Below are 16,432 nucleotides of genomic sequence, written 5' to 3'. Positions count from 1 at the left end.
ACAAATGAATGGGGCATCTTAATTCTCTGCTGACTGCTGACTGCATGGATGTTACAACCCTTGAGCTAAAGTTTTTGCTGCGGCTTTTGGCCTTTCCCGGCTACCGCACCCCCATTAGCCAGATCAAGATAAATCCACAGACCAAAGCTCCAGAGCGTGACAGAATTTGCCACAGTCTATGCAGCAAAGGACTGGTGGATTTCACTGGCGAGGTTAAGCAGTTTAGCCTCACCCCCGCTGGCCGCACTCTGCTCGGCCTAGATACGTCTACCTTGCCCGTCACGCCTGACGAGCTTTTGGTTTTGCGGGCCTGCACCAGCACCCAGGGACTAACCACGCCCAGCCAAGTTTCTAAAAAGGTGCCAGCCGCCAGCCGCCAACGGCTAATTCAGGGCCTGGAGGGCCGGGGCCTTTTAAAGATTCGCAGCACTCAGGTCAAAGAAGTTTGGCTGACTGCCCCCGGCAAACAGTTTTTGCTGACAGACTGCACCCCCCAGGGCACAGCCCCCATCCTAAGCCTGTCCATGCTGGGGAACTACGTGCAGTTTTTAAGACAGACCTGGCATCAAGCAGTGCCGGAGACCCCCCTAGAGCCTGCTGCTCCCTCTAGCGCCGATGACGTGCTAGAAAGCATTATCGAACTAGATCAAAGGCTGGCAGCAGACAACTATTTGCCCATTTTTCGGCTCAGAGAGGCGCTGCAGCCGCCCCTGAGCCGGGATGCGCTCGATCAGCTGCTGTACCAGCTGCAGCGAGAGGACCGCATCGAGTTCAGCACGCTACAGGATGTGACGGCCTATAGCCGCAGCCAGATCGAGGCGGGCATTTCCCAAGACATTGGTGGGGCATTGTTTTTTATCAGCGTAATTGGCTAGCGTGGTCTATGAGCAGGACCCAAGGGGCAGAGATATCAGCGTGACATCCCTGGAGCAACTCGTTCAGCGCAGCGTCAATCCTTTTGACCCGGCTACTTTCAAGCCGGGCAACTTTTGGCAAGAGGCGCAGAACCCGGCCCAGGAGGTCACGGCGATTCACCAGGAGGCGGTGGTCACGGTTGAAGACCTCTTGGAGCAGGTGCGGTGCGATCGCATTTCCCGCACCCTGCTGCTAGCGGGGGATTCTGGCTCGGGCAAGAGCTATCTGCTGGGTCGGCTCAAGCGCCGGCTCAACGACCGGGCTTTCTTTGCCTACATTGGCCCCTGGCCCGACAGCCAATACCTCTGGCGGCACGTCTTACGCAATACCGTAGATAGCCTGGTTCACGCCCCTGAAGGCAAGGCCGAGTCGCAGCTGCTGCTCTGGCTCAAGAGCCTGCCCAGCCTAAAAGAGCACAGCCTGCTCAAGTGGGTGCAAGGCGAGCGCAGTGTTTTTATTCGAGAATTGCGGGCTAGCTTTCCGGCGGGTATTTACAATGCCAAGGAATTTTTTGGCGTTCTCTACGACCTGACCAACCCCGACCTGCGGCCTCTGGCCTGCGACTGGCTGCGGGGCGACGACCTTGATGAAGAAGACCTGAGTGCCCTGCGGGTCAAGGCATCGATTAACTCTGAAGATGCCGCCCAAAAAATCCTGATGAACTTTGGCCGCATCTCAGGATCGACCCAGCCCATCGTGCTCTGCTTCGACAACCTCGACAATATTCCCAAGCAGGCCGACGGCAAGCCCGATCTGCAGGCGCTTTTTAACGTCAACTCCACGGTTCATAACGAGAGCCTGAACAACTTTGTCATTCTAATCAGCATCATCACTGGCACCTGGCGGCAGTACCACTCGTCTCTGCAGCCTGCCGACAAGGCCCGAATTAACTGCACCCTGACTCTCAAAGGCATTCACCTGGATCAGGCAGAGTCGCTGTGGGCCAGCCGGCTAGCAGATTTTCATCAGCAGGCTGAACCTAAACCGGAGAGTGCGATCGCACCCCTCACGCGCCCCTGGCTAGAGAGCAAGTTTCCCGGTGGTCGCGCCCTGCCCCGCAACGTGCTGATGCTGGGCCAGCAGCTGATCAAGCAGTTTAAAGACAACGGTCACCTGGGCGATCCGCCTGCGCCTCAGCCGATTGACAAGCCGCCCCCGCCCCCGCCCCCTCGGCCCCATGCGGCTGCAGTCGAATCCGCCAGCTTTGACCTGCTCTGGCAAAAGGAGTTTCAAAAGGTGCGCGGTCGCCTCAGCCGCATCTCTCAGCTCTCATCACCCGAGCTAATCTGGCGGCTGCGCGAGGCCCTAGAAGCCCTGCAAATCCCCGGCCTTCGGACATCCTTTCTCAAAAGCCCTAAATTTTCTGCCTATTCCCTGGCCCACGAAGCGCCCGTTAGTACCGGCATCATCTGGACTGAAGATCGCAATATGACCAGCTTTTACCACCTCATGCGAGCCTGCGAAAAGGCGGTAAATACAAGCAACGGCAACGGGCGAGACTCCGCTGGCAAGGTTCACCGCATGTACCTGATTCGCGCCGAAGACCTGGGGCGGCCCAACAGCAAGGGGCACCAGATCTACCGCCAGGTCTTTGCCTATGCCAACTACCTCCATGTCATTCCCGACCTGCTCTCTGTTCACTATCTAGAGACCTATCACGCCCTGGTCAATGCCGCTTCTGGAGGCGAACTAGTGGTGGGTCACACCACACCCACCGTGGCCATGCTGCAGGAGATGGTGCGGCAATCTGGCTCGCTCAACGGCTGCCCGCTGCTACACGAGTTAGAGGTGGTGCCCGAAGGAGCCCCAGCACCGCCCCTGACAGAACCAGAAGCAAAGACCACCGTTAAATCCACCAAACCCACAGGCTCCAAGGCACCTTCCCGAGGTTCTCGCCCGAGCCGTTCCCACAGCCCAAAGTCGCCCCACTTGGATCAGGCCAAGGAGTACATTCTCAGCCTGATGACCACTCAGGGCCTAATGGGCGTCCAAGCCCTGACCGAAAACACGCTCAACCAGGTTTCCGGTCTTAGCGATCGCGAAGTTAAGCCGCTGATTCAGCAGCTTTGCCAAGAAAACCGACTGCAGTTTGTGGACCCCAACGCCGCCTACGAAGCTCAGCTCATCTGCCTGGTGCCAGAGTAATGCCGCCCCTGTCCGTCACCGATATTCGGCTCGCCTTTGAATGCCCCCGGCTGCTGTACCTGGGGTACCACAGCGGCGGGCAGACTTTGTTTTTGCCCGCTGGCGGAGCGACCGGCATTGGCAGCGCTTTTCATCAGCTAGCTGATTGGTGTGTGCGGCAGCTGCGGCAGGATGCTGCCTTTCAAGAATTTTTGAGGCCAGAAACTCTCGATAGCGCAATGTTGGCTCAGCAGATCCAGCAGCGGCTCTACGCCACAGTGTTCTACCCCTATTTGCAGGCAACCGTTAAGCGCGATCCGGCTAGGGCGGTGGGGCTACACCAGATTTGGCAAGGGCTACAGGGGTTGATCCAGCGGTGGGCCGAGTGGCTGGTGCAAAATCGGCGGTTTTGCCCGCCTGAACAGCTGATTCAAAAAACGTTTTTGGGCCAGGAGTTAACGGTGCGCTATACCTTTGCTCTGGCCAACGGTCAGCGGCAAACCGTTACGGGCCGCTACGACAGCCTAATGTACGACTTCCGGGAGCAGCGGCTCTGTGTAGCGGAGTACAAGACCTACTCCGCGCCCGACTCCTCGGCCCAAGTGGTGCAGGTGGCGCTATACGGGCTGCTGCTGCGGGAAACAGTAGGCGTGCCAATCAACTCAGCTGTCTATAGTGTGCTGCCAGACTGGCGAGAGCAGGTTTATTCCTGGGAGCAGCTGGCCGAAACCCTCCACCAGTTAGTGCCCCAAAAGCTCCAGCAGATTCAGACCTGGCTGGCCTGGCGGGTCGGTCAACTAGACCCACCGCCCGCAACGCCTTATCCCCATCTATGTGAGATCTGTCCGCAGCGGGCCAAGTGCCAGAGCTATTTTGGCGATGGGCCTTCCCCCGCTTCCTCAGAGTCCGCCAGGAAGGAGCAGTCTAAACCAACCAAGGCCCAGTCAAAGCAGCTTGATTTGACCGGCGGCAGTGCTCAGGCTTTGCAGGCTGAAGTTACGCAAGCCGTTCCAGTTAGGCAGCCCCAACCGACTGCACCCGTACCGCTTCCGGAAAAGCCACAGCCCGTCTCTCCAAAAGCGCAGAGTCAGGCAAAGGCTGATTCGGCCACAGCGAACTACGACCAAATTTCAGCCCAGCTAGTGCACACTCTAAAATCCTTTGGCGTCGGCGTAGATTCGCAGGGAGTGGCTGTGGGGCCAGCCTTCGTTCGGGTGCGGCTCAGGCCCCATATGGGCGTCAAGGTCAGCTCTATTCTGCGGCTATCGGACGATCTGCGGGTGCAGTTGGGGCTAACCGCACCGCCGATGATCGCGCCTCAGGCTGGATTTGTCAGCGTGGACTTGCCTCGACCCGACCGGCAGACAGCTCATTTTGACCAGTACCTGCAGCAACAGCACCTGCCGATCACAGCACCCGTACAAATCGCCATTGGCGTCAACCTAGACGGGGAGCTGATCGAGGCCGACCTATCTGACCCCAACACCTGCCATTTTTTGGTAGGCGGCACTACCGGCAGCGGCAAGAGCGAGTTTTTGCGATCGCTCTTGCTCTCCCTCGTCGCCCGCCACACCCCTGCCCACCTGCAAATCGCCCTGGTCGATCCCAAGCGCGTTACCTTTCCCGACTTTGAAACCCTGCCCTCGCTGCTAGAACCTGTGGTGAAAGATGGCGAGGGTGCGATCGCACTCATGACCCGCCTAGTCGAAGAGATGGATCGGCGCTATCAACGCTTCGAGCAGGCCCGCTGCGCCGACTTAGCAGGCCACAACGCCAAAGCCCAAGAGCCCCTGCCGCGTATCGTCTGCATATTTGACGAATACGCCGACTTCATGGCCGAAAAAGAAACCCGCACCGCCCTGGAGTACAGCATCAAGCGCCTAGGGGCCATGGCCCGTGCCGCAGGCATTCACCTGATCATCGCTACCCAGCGCCCCGAAGCCAAAGTCGTCACACCCCTGATCCGCTCCAACCTGCCGGGACGAGTTGCCCTCCGCACCGCCAGCGATGCCGACTCTATGATTATTTTGGGCGGCAAGCAGGGCGACGCAGCCAATCTACTAGGCAAGGGCGACCTGCTTTACCTCCAAGGAGCCCAGCTGCTGCGGCTGCAGAGCTTGTTTGCAGGGCAGGTGGCGGTTTAGGGGAGTAGAAGAGGCGTGGGGAGGGGGAGATTGGGGAGATTGGAGAGGTAGGGAGGATGGGGGAGATTGGGGGGAGAGAAAACGTATAGGTTGAGTCTTCCTTCACCTTCCCCACCCCCCCTATCTTCATGTCCCCGCGTCCCCGCGTCCCCGCGTCCCCGCGTCCCCCTTTCCCCCTACCCGTTAAAATGGGAATTTGCTGCTAGCTGAGACAACCATGACTGTCCGCGTTCGCCTTGCCCCCAGTCCTACGGGCAATCTTCACATCGGCACTGCCCGAACTGCTGTCTTCAACTGGCTCTTTGCGCGCCATGAGGGCGGCCAGTTCATCCTGAGAATTGAAGACACCGACGAGGAGCGATCGCGCCCCGAATACACCGAGAACATTCTCACGGGCCTCAAGTGGCTGGGCATGACCTGGGATGAAGGCCCTTTCTTTCAGTCCCAGCGGCTTGACCTGTACCGAGAGGCGATTCAAAAGCTGCTGGACCAGGGGTCGGCTTACCGGGCCTACGACACTCCAGAGGAGCTAGAGGCCATGCGGGAGGCCCAAAAAGCGAAGGGACAGGCCCCGCGCTACGACAACCGCCACCGCAATCTGACCGACGAGCAGCAGGCTGCTTTTGAGGCAGAGGGCCGCACTGCCGTCATCCGCTTTAAAATCGACGACGATCGCACCCTCACCTGGAACGATATGGTGCGCGGCCCCGTTACCTGGAAGGCCAGCGATTTGGGCGGCGACATGGTCGTAGCTCGGGCCTCGGCGGGTGGCCAGATCGGCCAGCCGCTCTACAATTTGGCTGTGGTGGTCGATGACATTGATATGAACATCACCCACGTCATTCGCGGGGAAGACCACATTGCCAACACGGCTAAGCAGATCTTGCTGTACGAAGCCTTTGGAGCGACGTTGCCAGCTTTTGCCCACACGCCGCTGATTTTGAACCAGGCAGGGCAAAAGCTCTCTAAGCGCGACGGAGTCACCTCAATTTTTGAGTTCCAGAAGCTAGGCTTTACCGCTGAGGCGCTGACTAACTATATGACCCTGCTAGGCTGGTCACCGCCGGATGCCGAGGAACTGTTTACCTTACCCCATGCAGCTGAGAAGTTTGGCTTTGACCGGGTGAATAAAGCCGGGGCTAAGTTTGACTGGGACAAGCTGGACTGGATCAACAGCCAGTATCTCCACGCGTTGCCGCCTGAAACGCTGCTAGAAGCTATCTTGCCCTATTGGCAAGAGGCGGGATATGCGTTTGATCTGGAGAGCGATCGCAACTGGCTACTGCCCCTGGCAGCTCTGATTGGTCCTAGCTTGACTCGCCTGCCTGACAGTGTGGCTCAGGCCCACTTCTTCTTCAGCGAGATTTTGCCTTACTCCAGCGATGCCAAGGCTCAGATGCAGCAGCCGGGAGCGGCTGAGGTGGTGCAGGCGGCGGTAGATGCGATCGCATCTGAAACGTCGCTCAGCAGCCCTGCCGATGTGAAGGCGTTAGCTGACCAAGTGGCTAAGGCCCAAGGCGTGAAGAAGGGCCTGGTTATGAAAACCTTACGAGCTGCCCTGATGGGAGATATGCAGGGGCCGGATTTGGCCGAATCTTGGGTGATTCTGCACCAGCGGGGGTTTGATGTGGCACGTCTGAAGGCGGCGCTGGGCTTAGTAGAAGGGTAGAGGGGTGGATCAGCAGGGGGGGAATGGGTTTTCTGCTCCCTTAATCTGCCTAAAAAATGGGGTGTGTCAGGACTTAAACTGGCGCACCCTATATTTTTCATTGATCGACTGAATCTGGTTACGTTACATTAAGTAAAGATTGATCTCATAAAGAGAGCTTGGCAATTTCTCTATCGCCGCTCTGAGGACAACTGCCCAATTCCCGATGCATTATTAACTTAAGGTAAGCATCCTTTTAAAAACTCTGCCCTTTGCTCTCCCTTAAGGAAGCTCTCTGGCATTTCTCTGCGAATCGTTTTTCTGCGACATCGTTCTCGTCTGCTGTTTTAGAGGCCACCTGGTTATGAAATTCTCCTGGAGAGTTATCTTGCTCTGGACCCTGCCGATCCTGGTGATTGGGTTCTTTTTCTGGCAAGGCGCATTCTCATCTGCACCGGCAGACGTGGGCCGCAACACTGCCAACACCCGCATGACCTATGGCCGCTTTCTTGACTATTTAGATGCTGGTCGGGTGACTGCTGTTGACCTCTATGACGGGGGACGAACAGCGATTGTAGAGGCGGTCGATCCGGAACTGGATAACCGGCTGCAGCACTGGCGGGTAGACCTGCCAGGAAATGCTCCTGAGCTGGTCAGCCGCCTACGGGCAATGGACATCAGCCTCGACTCCCATCCCATCCGCAACGATGGGGCGCTTTGGGGAGCCTTGGGCAACCTGCTGTTCCCGCTGCTGCTAATTGGCGGTCTTTTCTTCTTGTTCCGCCGCTCTGGGGGCGCTGCCGGAGGGCCTGGACAGGCCATGAGCTTTGGCAAGTCTCGCGCTCGCTTTATGATGGAAGCCAAGACCGGCATCATGTTTGATGATGTGGCCGGGGTTGACGAAGCCAAAGAAGAGCTAGAAGAAGTCGTCACTTTCCTAAAGAAGCCAGAACGCTTCACCGCGATTGGTGCCCGGATTCCTAAAGGCGTGCTGCTGGTGGGGCCTCCAGGAACAGGTAAGACTCTACTAGCCAAAGCTATTGCCGGAGAGGCTGGTGTACCTTTCTTCAGCATTTCCGGTTCGGAATTTGTAGAGATGTTTGTTGGGGTGGGCGCTTCTCGCGTTCGCGACCTCTTTAAGAAGGCTAAAGAAAATGCGCCCTGTATCATCTTTATCGATGAGATCGATGCTGTCGGGCGACAGCGGGGCGCTGGCATCGGCGGCGGTAATGATGAGCGAGAGCAAACCCTTAACCAGCTCCTAACCGAGATGGACGGATTTGAGGGCAACACCGGCATCATTATCATCGCGGCCACCAACCGGGCTGACGTGCTCGACTCAGCGCTGCTGCGTCCGGGTCGATTTGATCGGCAGATTTCAGTTGATCCGCCTGATGTTAAAGGGCGACTGGAAATCTTGGAGGTTCATGCTCGCAACAAGAAGCTGGCTCCTGAAATTTCTTTAGATGCGATCGCACGTCGCACCCCTGGCTTTACTGGCGCAGACCTCGCTAACCTGCTGAACGAGGCCGCCATTCTCACAGCCCGTCGCCGCAAAGAAGCAATCACAATGGGTGAGGTCGACGATGCCGTCGATCGGGTGATCGCCGGGATGGAGGGCACTCCCCTGGTCGATAGCAAGAGTAAGCGACTGATTGCCTACCACGAAATTGGCCACGCTATTGTCGGCACCCTGATCAAAGCCCACGACCCAGTGCAAAAGGTCACCCTGATTCCTCGGGGACAGGCTCAGGGCCTTACCTGGTTTACCCCCAATGAAGAACAGACCCTAATCTCCCGCTCCCAAATCCTGGCGCGCATTGCCGGGGCATTGGGCGGTCGGGCCGCCGAAGACATCATCTTTGGTGATGCCGAAGTGACGACCGGCGCAGGCAACGACCTGCAGCAGGTCACCGGCATGGCCCGCCAAATGGTTACCCGCTTTGGTATGTCTGACCTAGGGCCGCTGTCTCTAGAAAGCTCCCAGGGAGAAGTCTTCTTGGGCCGTGACTGGCTGCAGCGCTCGGAGTACTCCGAAGAAATTGCCTCCCGAATTGATGGCCAAGTGCGCTCTATTGTGGAGCACGCTTACAACACCTCTAAGCAGATCATCCGCGACAATCGGGCGCTGATCGACCGGCTGGTAGACCTGCTGATTGAAAAGGAAACGATTAACGGCGACGAGTTCCGCCAGATTGTCTCTGAGTACACGGCGGTGCCTGAGAAAGAGCAGTTTGTACCCCAAATCTAAGCCCTGTTAGGCTAACTACCGCAAAGACTCGTCCCTTGGGCGAGTCTTTTTTTAGCTTTAAGGATCTTCTATGGCCCGTCCGACTCTCTACCTGGCAATTACTAATCACGGCTTTGGTCACGCTACCCGTGCTGCTGCCGTTGCCGCTACGGTGCAGCAGTATCTGCCAGAGATGCAGCTTATCCTGGCCACTACAGCCCCGCAGTGGCTGTTTCAGACTTACCTGAAAGGAGACTTTACCCTCCGCCAGCGGGCTTTTGATATCGGGGTAATTCAGTCAGACAGCCTAACGATGGACAAGCCCACTACCTTGGCCAAACTTCAGGAGATCCGGCAGACAGAAGCCGATTTAGTGGCTTCAGAGGCCGCTTTTTTGAAAGAAGCGGGGGTCGATCTAGTGTTAGCCGATATCCCGCCGCTAGCTGTGGCCATTGCCCACGCTGCTGGGGTGCCCTGCTGGATGATGAGCAACTTCGGCTGGGACTTTATTTACCGGCCCTGGGGCGGCGAATTTGAAGCAATTGCTGACTGGATAGCAGCCCAGTTTGGGGCGTGCGATCGCATGTTCCGCTTACCCTTCCACGAACCCATGTCAGCGTTTCCCGCAATCGAAGATGTAGGGCTGACAGGGGGCAACCCTCGCTATGAGGTAGAGGAACTGCGAACTGACCCGTCCGTGCTTGCGCTATCGCAGGGGCAGCTCACGGCTCCGCCCGAAAAAACCGTCCTGCTCACCTTTGGCGGCCTCGGCATTGAAAAAATTCCCTATGCTGGCCTGGCCCATTTTCCCGACTGGCAGTTTTTGACCTTTGACCAGCAGGCCCCCGATCTGCCCAACCTGTTCAAAGTGCCCAACCGTCAGCTTCGGCCCGTCGATGTCATGCCCCTGTGCAGCCGAGTCGTCTCCAAACCCGGCTTTAGCACCTTCTCTGAGGCCTGCCGATTAGACCTGCCCATTATCACCCTCACCCGAGAAGGCTTTGCCGAGGCCCCAGTCCTGGTTAGCGCCATGCAAGACCACGCCTACCACCAGGTTTTAACCCCAGCCGAGTTCTTTGAAGGCGACTGGGCCTTTTTAACGCAACCCCTGTCGCCCCCTCGCAAAGACACGCCAATTGCTAAAAACGGCAACGAGCAGATTGCCGAAGCTGTTGTGGCCTACTTGCGATCGCCTCGGTAAGGGCGCAGGAGCCTGCGCCCGATACAGCTTCAGTCAGTTAATTCTTAACAATCAGTCCTAACAAAAAGAATCCGTATTAAACAGCCATCGGCTGGCGGCTCCAGCGATGCGCGGCCTGGGCAATGCGCTGGCCATAGCTAAGCGCCGTCAAGCGGTCACCCGAGTCCAAAGCTGCCTCAGCTTGACCCATCGTCATTGGGCTCTGGCCCATCATTCCCATGAAAGACCCCAGGCGGTTAACGCCATCGGTTTTGCCGATGTAGTGGCTGGGCAAATCGCCTGCCCCTACCCACACCATGCCGTGCTGCGTTGCGTTGATCGCTAAATAGAGCAGCGTGCTCTGCTTGTCACCACTCAAAGAACCAGAATGGGTAAAGCCACCAGCAATCTTATCCTTCCACTGCTGCGCAAACCAGGCCGAGCTAGCCGCATCTATAAAAGCTTTGAATTGAGCAGCCACGCCTCCCATATAGGTCGGCGAGCCAAACACAATGGCATCGGCCTGAGCCAGCGCAGCCATCACAGTGTCATCCTGCCAGCGGCCATCAACGATTTGCTCACCGGTAATTCGCAGTAGCTGAGCGGTCGCGCCCGGCACCTGATTCACGCCTTCTGCCAAAGCCTGGGCCAGCAAATGAGTATGGCCCGAGCCTGAGAAGTAGACAATTGCAACGGTTGTCATAGGATCTACTGGAGTAAGGACATTCAATCTAGAATAGATACTAAAAGTACCTACTTACTAAAGTAAAGTAGGTACCTCAAAGTAACTAACTAAATTCGCTCCATAAAATCCCAGTAGCTGTCATGCCGCGTCTATCAAAAGATCTCAACCCTTGCCCTGTCGGCACCTTAATGGCCATTTTGTCGGGGCCATGGACTCTCTATCTGCTGTGGGTACTTTCTACCGATGGGGCGCTCCGGTTTGGCGTGCTGAAGCGGCGAGTAGAGGGAATTTCGACTAAAGTGCTCACCGAGCGACTGCGGATGCTGGAGCAGGAGGGCCTGATTTATCGGCAGCATGAACCTACCATTCCGCCCCAAGTCACCTATGGCCTAACAGAGCGGGGGCAGGAGCTAGTCGGCGTGCTAGACCAGCTCAATGACTTGGCCCGGCGCTGGTATGGCGGCTCAAGCCAGCCCTGTGAACCGCCGCAAGCCTCTTAAGCTCCGCCTTTGGGCATGGGAAGATTGGGGGGGCTGGGCGGGTTTTGGTAAGGCAGCGGAATGTACTGCACCGAAGGTCGTCCCATCATCGGTTGGGGGTAGAGATCCATCAGGCTGTAAATGTCTAGGGGTAAGCCGGCTGTGACCGGCAGACCCATCTCTGTGGCCTCTTCCACGGCTACCGGATAGTCGTGGGTTACCTGGCCCGTGGTTAGGCGCTCAATGATTTTGTCGATGTTTTCGGGCTGGATTTTTTGCTCGGGAATGGCGTCTTCGAGGAGCGATCGCACAAACCGCTGCACTTGAGCGATGGCCTTACGGGACAGATCGGCGGTGATGATAGTCTGGTCGTCAATCTTCTCAATCGGTTTCTCCTCTAGCACTCGCAGCACGCTGGCTGCAGCCACATTGCCCAATTGCGGGTCTACAGGGCCAAGTACGGCGTTTTCATCCATGACAATCTCATCGGCCGCCATCGCCAGCATGGTGCCGCCACTCATCGCATAGTGGGGAATAAACACCGTCACCTTCGAAGGGTGGCGCAGCAGAGCGCGGGCAATTTGCTCGGTCGCCAGCACCAGGCCCCCAGGAGTATGCAGAATAATGTCAATCGGCACATTTGGCGGCGTCAGGCGGATAGCCCGCAGGATTTGCTCAGAGTCCTCAATGTTGATAAAACGAGACAGAGGAATGCCTAGCAAGCTGATCGACTCCTGCCGGTGAATCAGCAGAATCACCCGACTGCCGCGCTTTTGCTCCAGCATCCGGATGGCATTGAGGCGGCGAGACTCGACCAGTCGCCGCTGCAGTGCGGGCTGAAGCGATGACAAAACCAAGAAGATAAGGAAGAGATTGCCAAAATTCATAGGGCTTAAGCGCGTAGGAAGATCAGAGCAGAAAAATGGGCATCTGGGCCAGATATACCTGATTTAGCAAGAAATTTGGTCAGGAAAAAGGAATCTCCGACCTTTAGTAAAGCTCACTTTGCTATCTCTAGAAATCTCACTGCGGGAACAGGCCCCCCGATCGAACAGTCATACTTCACACTCTGCAATTATTAAAATCAAATGTTGAAAGCTTTTTTGAGGGTTAGCGCACCGTGATTGAACTGAGTTTGATGGTGCTGCTGGGGCAAGCCAGTTATCCCCTGCCAGCCTCGACTCTGGCCCACACAGACTTGGCTCAAGCAGCCCCTTCAGCCCAAAATGCTCCTGACCCTGGCTCAAGATCGGGGGTAACCAGCCCCAGAGAGCTAACTAGCAATCTATCCTTCGCGGTGATTAGCTCACTGTTTTCGATCGCGCCGACTAGCGCCAACCGCCAAGCCTTGCTCACCCTGCCGAATGCTGGCGAGGAAGCCCCCTTTGATGAGCTGTCCTGGGCTGCAGATGGCCGTTTGGCAGCTGTTTATAACCTCAGAGAAGTCTATGTCTGGACCCCAAACAGCCCAGCTCCGACTCAGGTGTTTAACAGCCAGTGTGCCTATATGCCTAACCTGGATCTGATTTGGCCCAGCCAAGGAACAACGCTGCTGATTCGAGAGCTGTGCGAGGCTCCTGCCTCCACCTCGTCTAGAAGCATGAGCCTGTATGTCTCCGATGCTACCAGCATCAGCGGCACTCGTCGTTTACCAGGGCTGCCTACCAATCTCAGCTCTCGCCCCTATGTGTCTCCCGATGGCAGCCAGGTTGCCTATGTCGAGGCAGACCATATTTATCGGCTGACTATCGATGCAGCTCAGCCTCAGCGCATCACAACCCAGCCTGGTGTGTACGGTGCTGCCGGCAGCCCGCTAGCCTGGTCTCCCGATGGCAGGCAGCTGGCTTTTTTTGAGGGCAACTATCCCAACCAGCGGCTCAATGTGGTTGATAGTGATGGCAGCAACCGTCGCCTGCTCACGCCCGAGCCTGACTTCCAAATCTACCGCAGCCGGATTTACTGGTCTCCCGACGGCAGCCGCATTGCGTTTTACCAGCCAGTAGATCCTCCCTATGACAACCGGGAAGCCGTGCAGCTGGTGACGCTTGCGACCGGAGAGATTAGAACGGTGACCATCCCTGGTTTCTACGATGCTTTGAGCTGGTCTCCTGATGGGCAGAAGATAGCACTGGCTTCAGGCAAAGTTGAAAATCAGGAGCTGTTTGTGCTGGATGTGGCAACGGGTGAGTTTACCCCGCTGACGCCAGAGCCTTTGGCCCAGGTCATGAATACCCTCTGGTCGCCGGGTGGTGACTGGATTGCTTTTAGCGGGGAGCAGGCTGGTCAAGATTTGGCCAATCAGGTTCTCTATGCAGTGCGGCCCGATGGGACAGAGTTGCGATCGCTCACCTCCCCCGATGAATATGTCTATCCCTTTGTCTGGGGGCCTTAGGCCGCGAGCCTTAAATCTCGGCTGGAATTTTGGCCGGATCGGGCACCGCTGCCAGCGCCTGCCGCACTACCTCTGATCCGGCCCCCAGACGGCAGGACTGTTCGGTGATCTGGCGCTTCCAGAGGCGGCTGCCAGGTTGCCCAACAAACAGCAGCAGCAGATGGCGGGTGAGGGTACTGAGCTTAAACCCTCGGGCACACCACTCATCAATGTAGGGCAGCATGGCCTCTGCCACCTGGTGGCGGGTCAGGGGTGGGGTCGTGGCTCCAAAGATAGCCTGATCTGCCGTAGCAAAGCTGTAGGGTTCGTCGTAGGCAGCCCGACCGATCATCACCGCATCTACCTGCTCAAGCTGGGCCTGGGCCTGATCCAGGGTCTTAAAGCCGCCGTTGATTTCAATAAACAGGTGGGGAAACTCTCGCTTAAGGCGATGCACGTCTTCGTAGCGCAGGGGCGGAATATCTCGGTTTTCTCGGGGGCTGAGGCCTTTGAGCCAGGCCTTACGAGCGTGGACCGTGAAGTAGCGGCAGCCTGTAGCGCTGACCACCGTCACAAAGTGAGCCATGTCTTCGTAGCGATCCAGGTCATCAATGCCAATGCGGTGCTTGACGCTAACGGGCAGGTTAGCTGCCGCCATCATTGCCGCGACACAGTCGGCTACCCGCTGCGGCTGGGCCATCAGACAGGCTCCAAAATGGCCGCTCTGCACCCGATCGCTGGGGCAGCCCACATTCAGGTTAATGCCGTCGTAGCCAAAGTCAGCTGCAATCCGGGCGCATTTTGCCAGCGCTGCCGGATCGTCGCCGCCTACCTGCAAGATCAGCGGCTTTTCTTCGGCAGAAAAGCCCAAAAGACGCTCTAGATCGCCGTGGAGAATGGCCTGACTCGTCACCATCTCGGTGTAGAGCAGCGTCTGCCGAGTGATTTGCCGCATAAAGTAGCGGAAATGGCGATCGGTGCGGTCCATCATCGGGGCCACGCTGAGCGGATAGCCTGGAGGAGCCCCAGCAGCAGTGGGGTGGGCAGGCTGCAAGATAGCAACAGTTGACATCGTCAAACGCTTTTTTTACCGAGGGGATAGTCAGAACAACCCTATCCATTATGGCGGTTCAGCTAACCCAATCAGCTTTCGCTCCAGCTAAGCGGTAGGATCGGCTACGGCACACTGCAACTGCACCTCAATGACTGCGCTGATCCAACTTACCGAAACCGTTCTCCACCAAACTCTCGCCCTGCAAATGCCCGCTGGCGGCGTAGCGCTCCAGGGCCGCCTGCAGGTGCCCGGAGACAAGTCTATTTCCCACCGCTCCCTCATGCTGGGATCTATCGCACAGGGAGAAACCCGCATTAAGGGCCTGCTGTTGGGAGAAGACCCGCGCAGCACAGCCAAATGCTTTCGGGCGATGGGGGTGACCCTCTCAGATCTGGAGCAGGAGTGGGTGGCGGTGCAGGGAGTAGGTCTGGGCAATCTGCAGGAACCCTCTGAGGTGCTAGATGCTGGTAATTCAGGCACCACGCTGCGGCTGATGCTGGGCCTGCTGGCGTCGCATCCGGGGCGCTTTTTTACGGTGACTGGGGATGGGTCGTTGAGATCGCGACCCATGGGCCGCGTGATCAAACCCCTAATCGAAATGGGAGCCGACATCTGGGGCCGCCAGGGCAACACGCTAGCGCCGCTGGCGGTGCGGGGGCAGCGGCTCAAGTCCATGCACTACCGCTCTCCCGTAGCCTCAGCTCAGGTCAAGTCCTGCATTTTGCTGGCAGGGCTCATGACGGAGGGGCGAACCACCGTGAGCGAACCGAGCCTATCGCGCGACCACAGTGAGCGAATGCTGCGGGCTTTTGGGGCGGATATCGCAGTGGATCCTGAAACCTGCAGCGTCGCAGTCAGCGGCCCTGCCACCTTGACGGGCCAGACGATTGTGGTGCCCGGAGACATCAGTTCTGCTGCCTTCTGGCTGGTAGCAGCCCTAATCACGCCCGGATCTGAGCTGGTGATTGAGAACGTCGGCATCAACCCGACCCGCACCGGCATTCTCGATGCTCTCTGGCAGATGGAGGCCGACATTACCCTAGAAAACGAGCGGGAAGTCACGGGAGAACCCGTGGCCGACCTGCGGGTGCGCGCCAGCGCCCTCAAAGCAGCCACTTTCAGCGGCGATTTAATTCCTCGCATGATCGACGAGATTCCAGTGCTGGCCGTGGCGGCGCTGTTTGCCCAGGGCACAACGGTGGTGAAGGATGCTGAAGAACTGCGGGTGAAGGAGTGCGATCGCATCACCGTCATGGCTCAGCAGCTCAATCGTCTAGGCGCGCAAGTCACCGAACAGCCCGATGGCCTAGAGATTGAGGGCGGTGCAATGCTTCAGGGAGCCGAAGTAGACAGCTACACCGACCACCGAGTAGGCATGAGCCTAGCCATTGCGGCCCTGCGCACCTCAGGGCAAACCACCATTCAGCGAGCAGAGGCGGCAGCGGTTTCCTATCCCAGCTTTGTTCAAACCCTGGCGAACCTATGCCAACCCGCATAATATGAGAAAACCTTGAATCTGGCGATGACCCAGGGTTGCCCCGTGACTTGAGCCTGTTTCTGAGCCAATCAGGCTGGCTGCGGCAAGCTGCTCTGGTGGGTCTG

The 16,432-nt window shown here is 57.6% G+C and carries 12 protein-coding genes; 9 read left to right on the top strand and 3 right to left on the bottom strand.

Annotated features, from left to right (window positions below; genetic code table 11):
- Nucleotides 1–44 precede the first annotated feature (44 nt).
- The 6 genes from H6G13_RS16985 to H6G13_RS16960 all read left to right on the top strand — a co-directional run bounded on the left by H6G13_RS16985 (nucleotide 45) and on the right by H6G13_RS16960 (nucleotide 10,262).
- Nucleotides 45–875 (top strand): hypothetical protein, encoded by an 831-nt coding sequence (locus H6G13_RS16985; RefSeq protein ID WP_190484846.1) that lies wholly within the window; start codon nucleotides 45–47, stop codon nucleotides 873–875.
- A 40-nt stretch (nucleotides 876–915) separates the two neighbouring features.
- On the top strand, nucleotides 916–3,060 hold the full coding sequence (locus H6G13_RS16980; RefSeq protein WP_190484844.1) for a P-loop NTPase fold protein: 2,145 nt from the start codon (nucleotides 916–918) through the stop codon (nucleotides 3,058–3,060).
- Nucleotides 3,060–5,183 (top strand): DNA translocase FtsK, encoded by a 2,124-nt coding sequence (locus tag H6G13_RS16975; protein WP_190484842.1) that lies wholly within the window; start codon nucleotides 3,060–3,062, stop codon nucleotides 5,181–5,183. The genes H6G13_RS16980 and H6G13_RS16975 overlap by 1 nt, the downstream gene beginning before the upstream one ends.
- Nucleotides 5,184–5,400: 217 nt before the next feature.
- Nucleotides 5,401–6,852: a glutamate--tRNA ligase gene (gltX, locus tag H6G13_RS16970; RefSeq protein ID WP_190484840.1), complete on the top strand. Its 1,452-nt coding sequence runs from the start codon at nucleotides 5,401–5,403 to the stop codon at nucleotides 6,850–6,852.
- Between the two features lie 343 nt (nucleotides 6,853–7,195).
- The gene (gene ftsH2, locus H6G13_RS16965) at nucleotides 7,196–9,082 is read left to right on the top strand and encodes an ATP-dependent zinc metalloprotease FtsH2 (protein WP_190484839.1); all 1,887 of its coding nucleotides are present in this window, start codon (nucleotides 7,196–7,198) and stop codon (nucleotides 9,080–9,082) included.
- A gap of 70 nt (nucleotides 9,083–9,152) precedes the next feature.
- Entirely contained in the window at nucleotides 9,153–10,262 is a 1,110-nt protein-coding gene (locus H6G13_RS16960) for a glycosyl transferase (RefSeq protein ID WP_190484837.1), read from the top strand.
- Nucleotides 10,263–10,338: 76 nt separating this feature from the next.
- Here H6G13_RS16960 and H6G13_RS16955 read toward each other — a convergent pair whose 3' ends face one another.
- Nucleotides 10,339–10,944, bottom strand: coding sequence for a flavodoxin family protein (locus tag H6G13_RS16955; protein WP_190484835.1), 606 nt, complete (start codon nucleotides 10,942–10,944; stop codon nucleotides 10,339–10,341).
- A 122-nt stretch (nucleotides 10,945–11,066) separates the two neighbouring features.
- On the opposite strand from H6G13_RS16955, the gene H6G13_RS16950 reads away from it, so the two are divergent.
- Entirely contained in the window at nucleotides 11,067–11,426 is a 360-nt protein-coding gene (locus tag H6G13_RS16950) for a helix-turn-helix domain-containing protein (RefSeq protein WP_190484833.1), read from the top strand.
- On the opposite strand, the gene H6G13_RS16945 is transcribed toward H6G13_RS16950, so the two are convergent.
- Nucleotides 11,423–12,292: a hypothetical protein gene (locus H6G13_RS16945; RefSeq protein ID WP_190484831.1), complete on the bottom strand. Its 870-nt coding sequence runs from the start codon at nucleotides 12,290–12,292 to the stop codon at nucleotides 11,423–11,425. The genes H6G13_RS16950 and H6G13_RS16945 overlap by 4 nt on opposite strands.
- Nucleotides 12,293–12,525: 233 nt before the next feature.
- Here H6G13_RS16945 and H6G13_RS16940 point away from each other — a divergent pair, with 233 nt between their 5' ends.
- On the top strand, nucleotides 12,526–13,797 hold the full coding sequence (locus H6G13_RS16940) for a PD40 domain-containing protein (protein WP_190484829.1): 1,272 nt from the start codon (nucleotides 12,526–12,528) through the stop codon (nucleotides 13,795–13,797).
- Nucleotides 13,798–13,807: 10 nt separating this feature from the next.
- Here the strand turns inward: H6G13_RS16940 and dusA are convergent, their stop codons facing one another.
- The gene (gene dusA, locus H6G13_RS16935; protein ID WP_190484827.1) at nucleotides 13,808–14,848 is read right to left on the bottom strand and encodes a tRNA dihydrouridine(20/20a) synthase DusA; all 1,041 of its coding nucleotides are present in this window, start codon (nucleotides 14,846–14,848) and stop codon (nucleotides 13,808–13,810) included.
- 130 nt (nucleotides 14,849–14,978) lie between these two features.
- Here dusA and aroA point away from each other — a divergent pair, with 130 nt between their 5' ends.
- Nucleotides 14,979–16,328 (top strand): 3-phosphoshikimate 1-carboxyvinyltransferase, encoded by a 1,350-nt coding sequence (gene aroA, locus H6G13_RS16930; protein WP_190484825.1) that lies wholly within the window; start codon nucleotides 14,979–14,981, stop codon nucleotides 16,326–16,328.
- Nucleotides 16,329–16,432 lie beyond the last annotated feature (104 nt).

The organism is Pseudanabaena sp. FACHB-2040 (assembly GCF_014696715.1).
In the GTDB taxonomy this organism is placed as follows: Bacteria; Cyanobacteriota; Cyanobacteriia; order Phormidesmidales; family Phormidesmidaceae; genus JACVSF01.
This window is presented reverse-complemented; position numbering and strand designations above follow the sequence as displayed.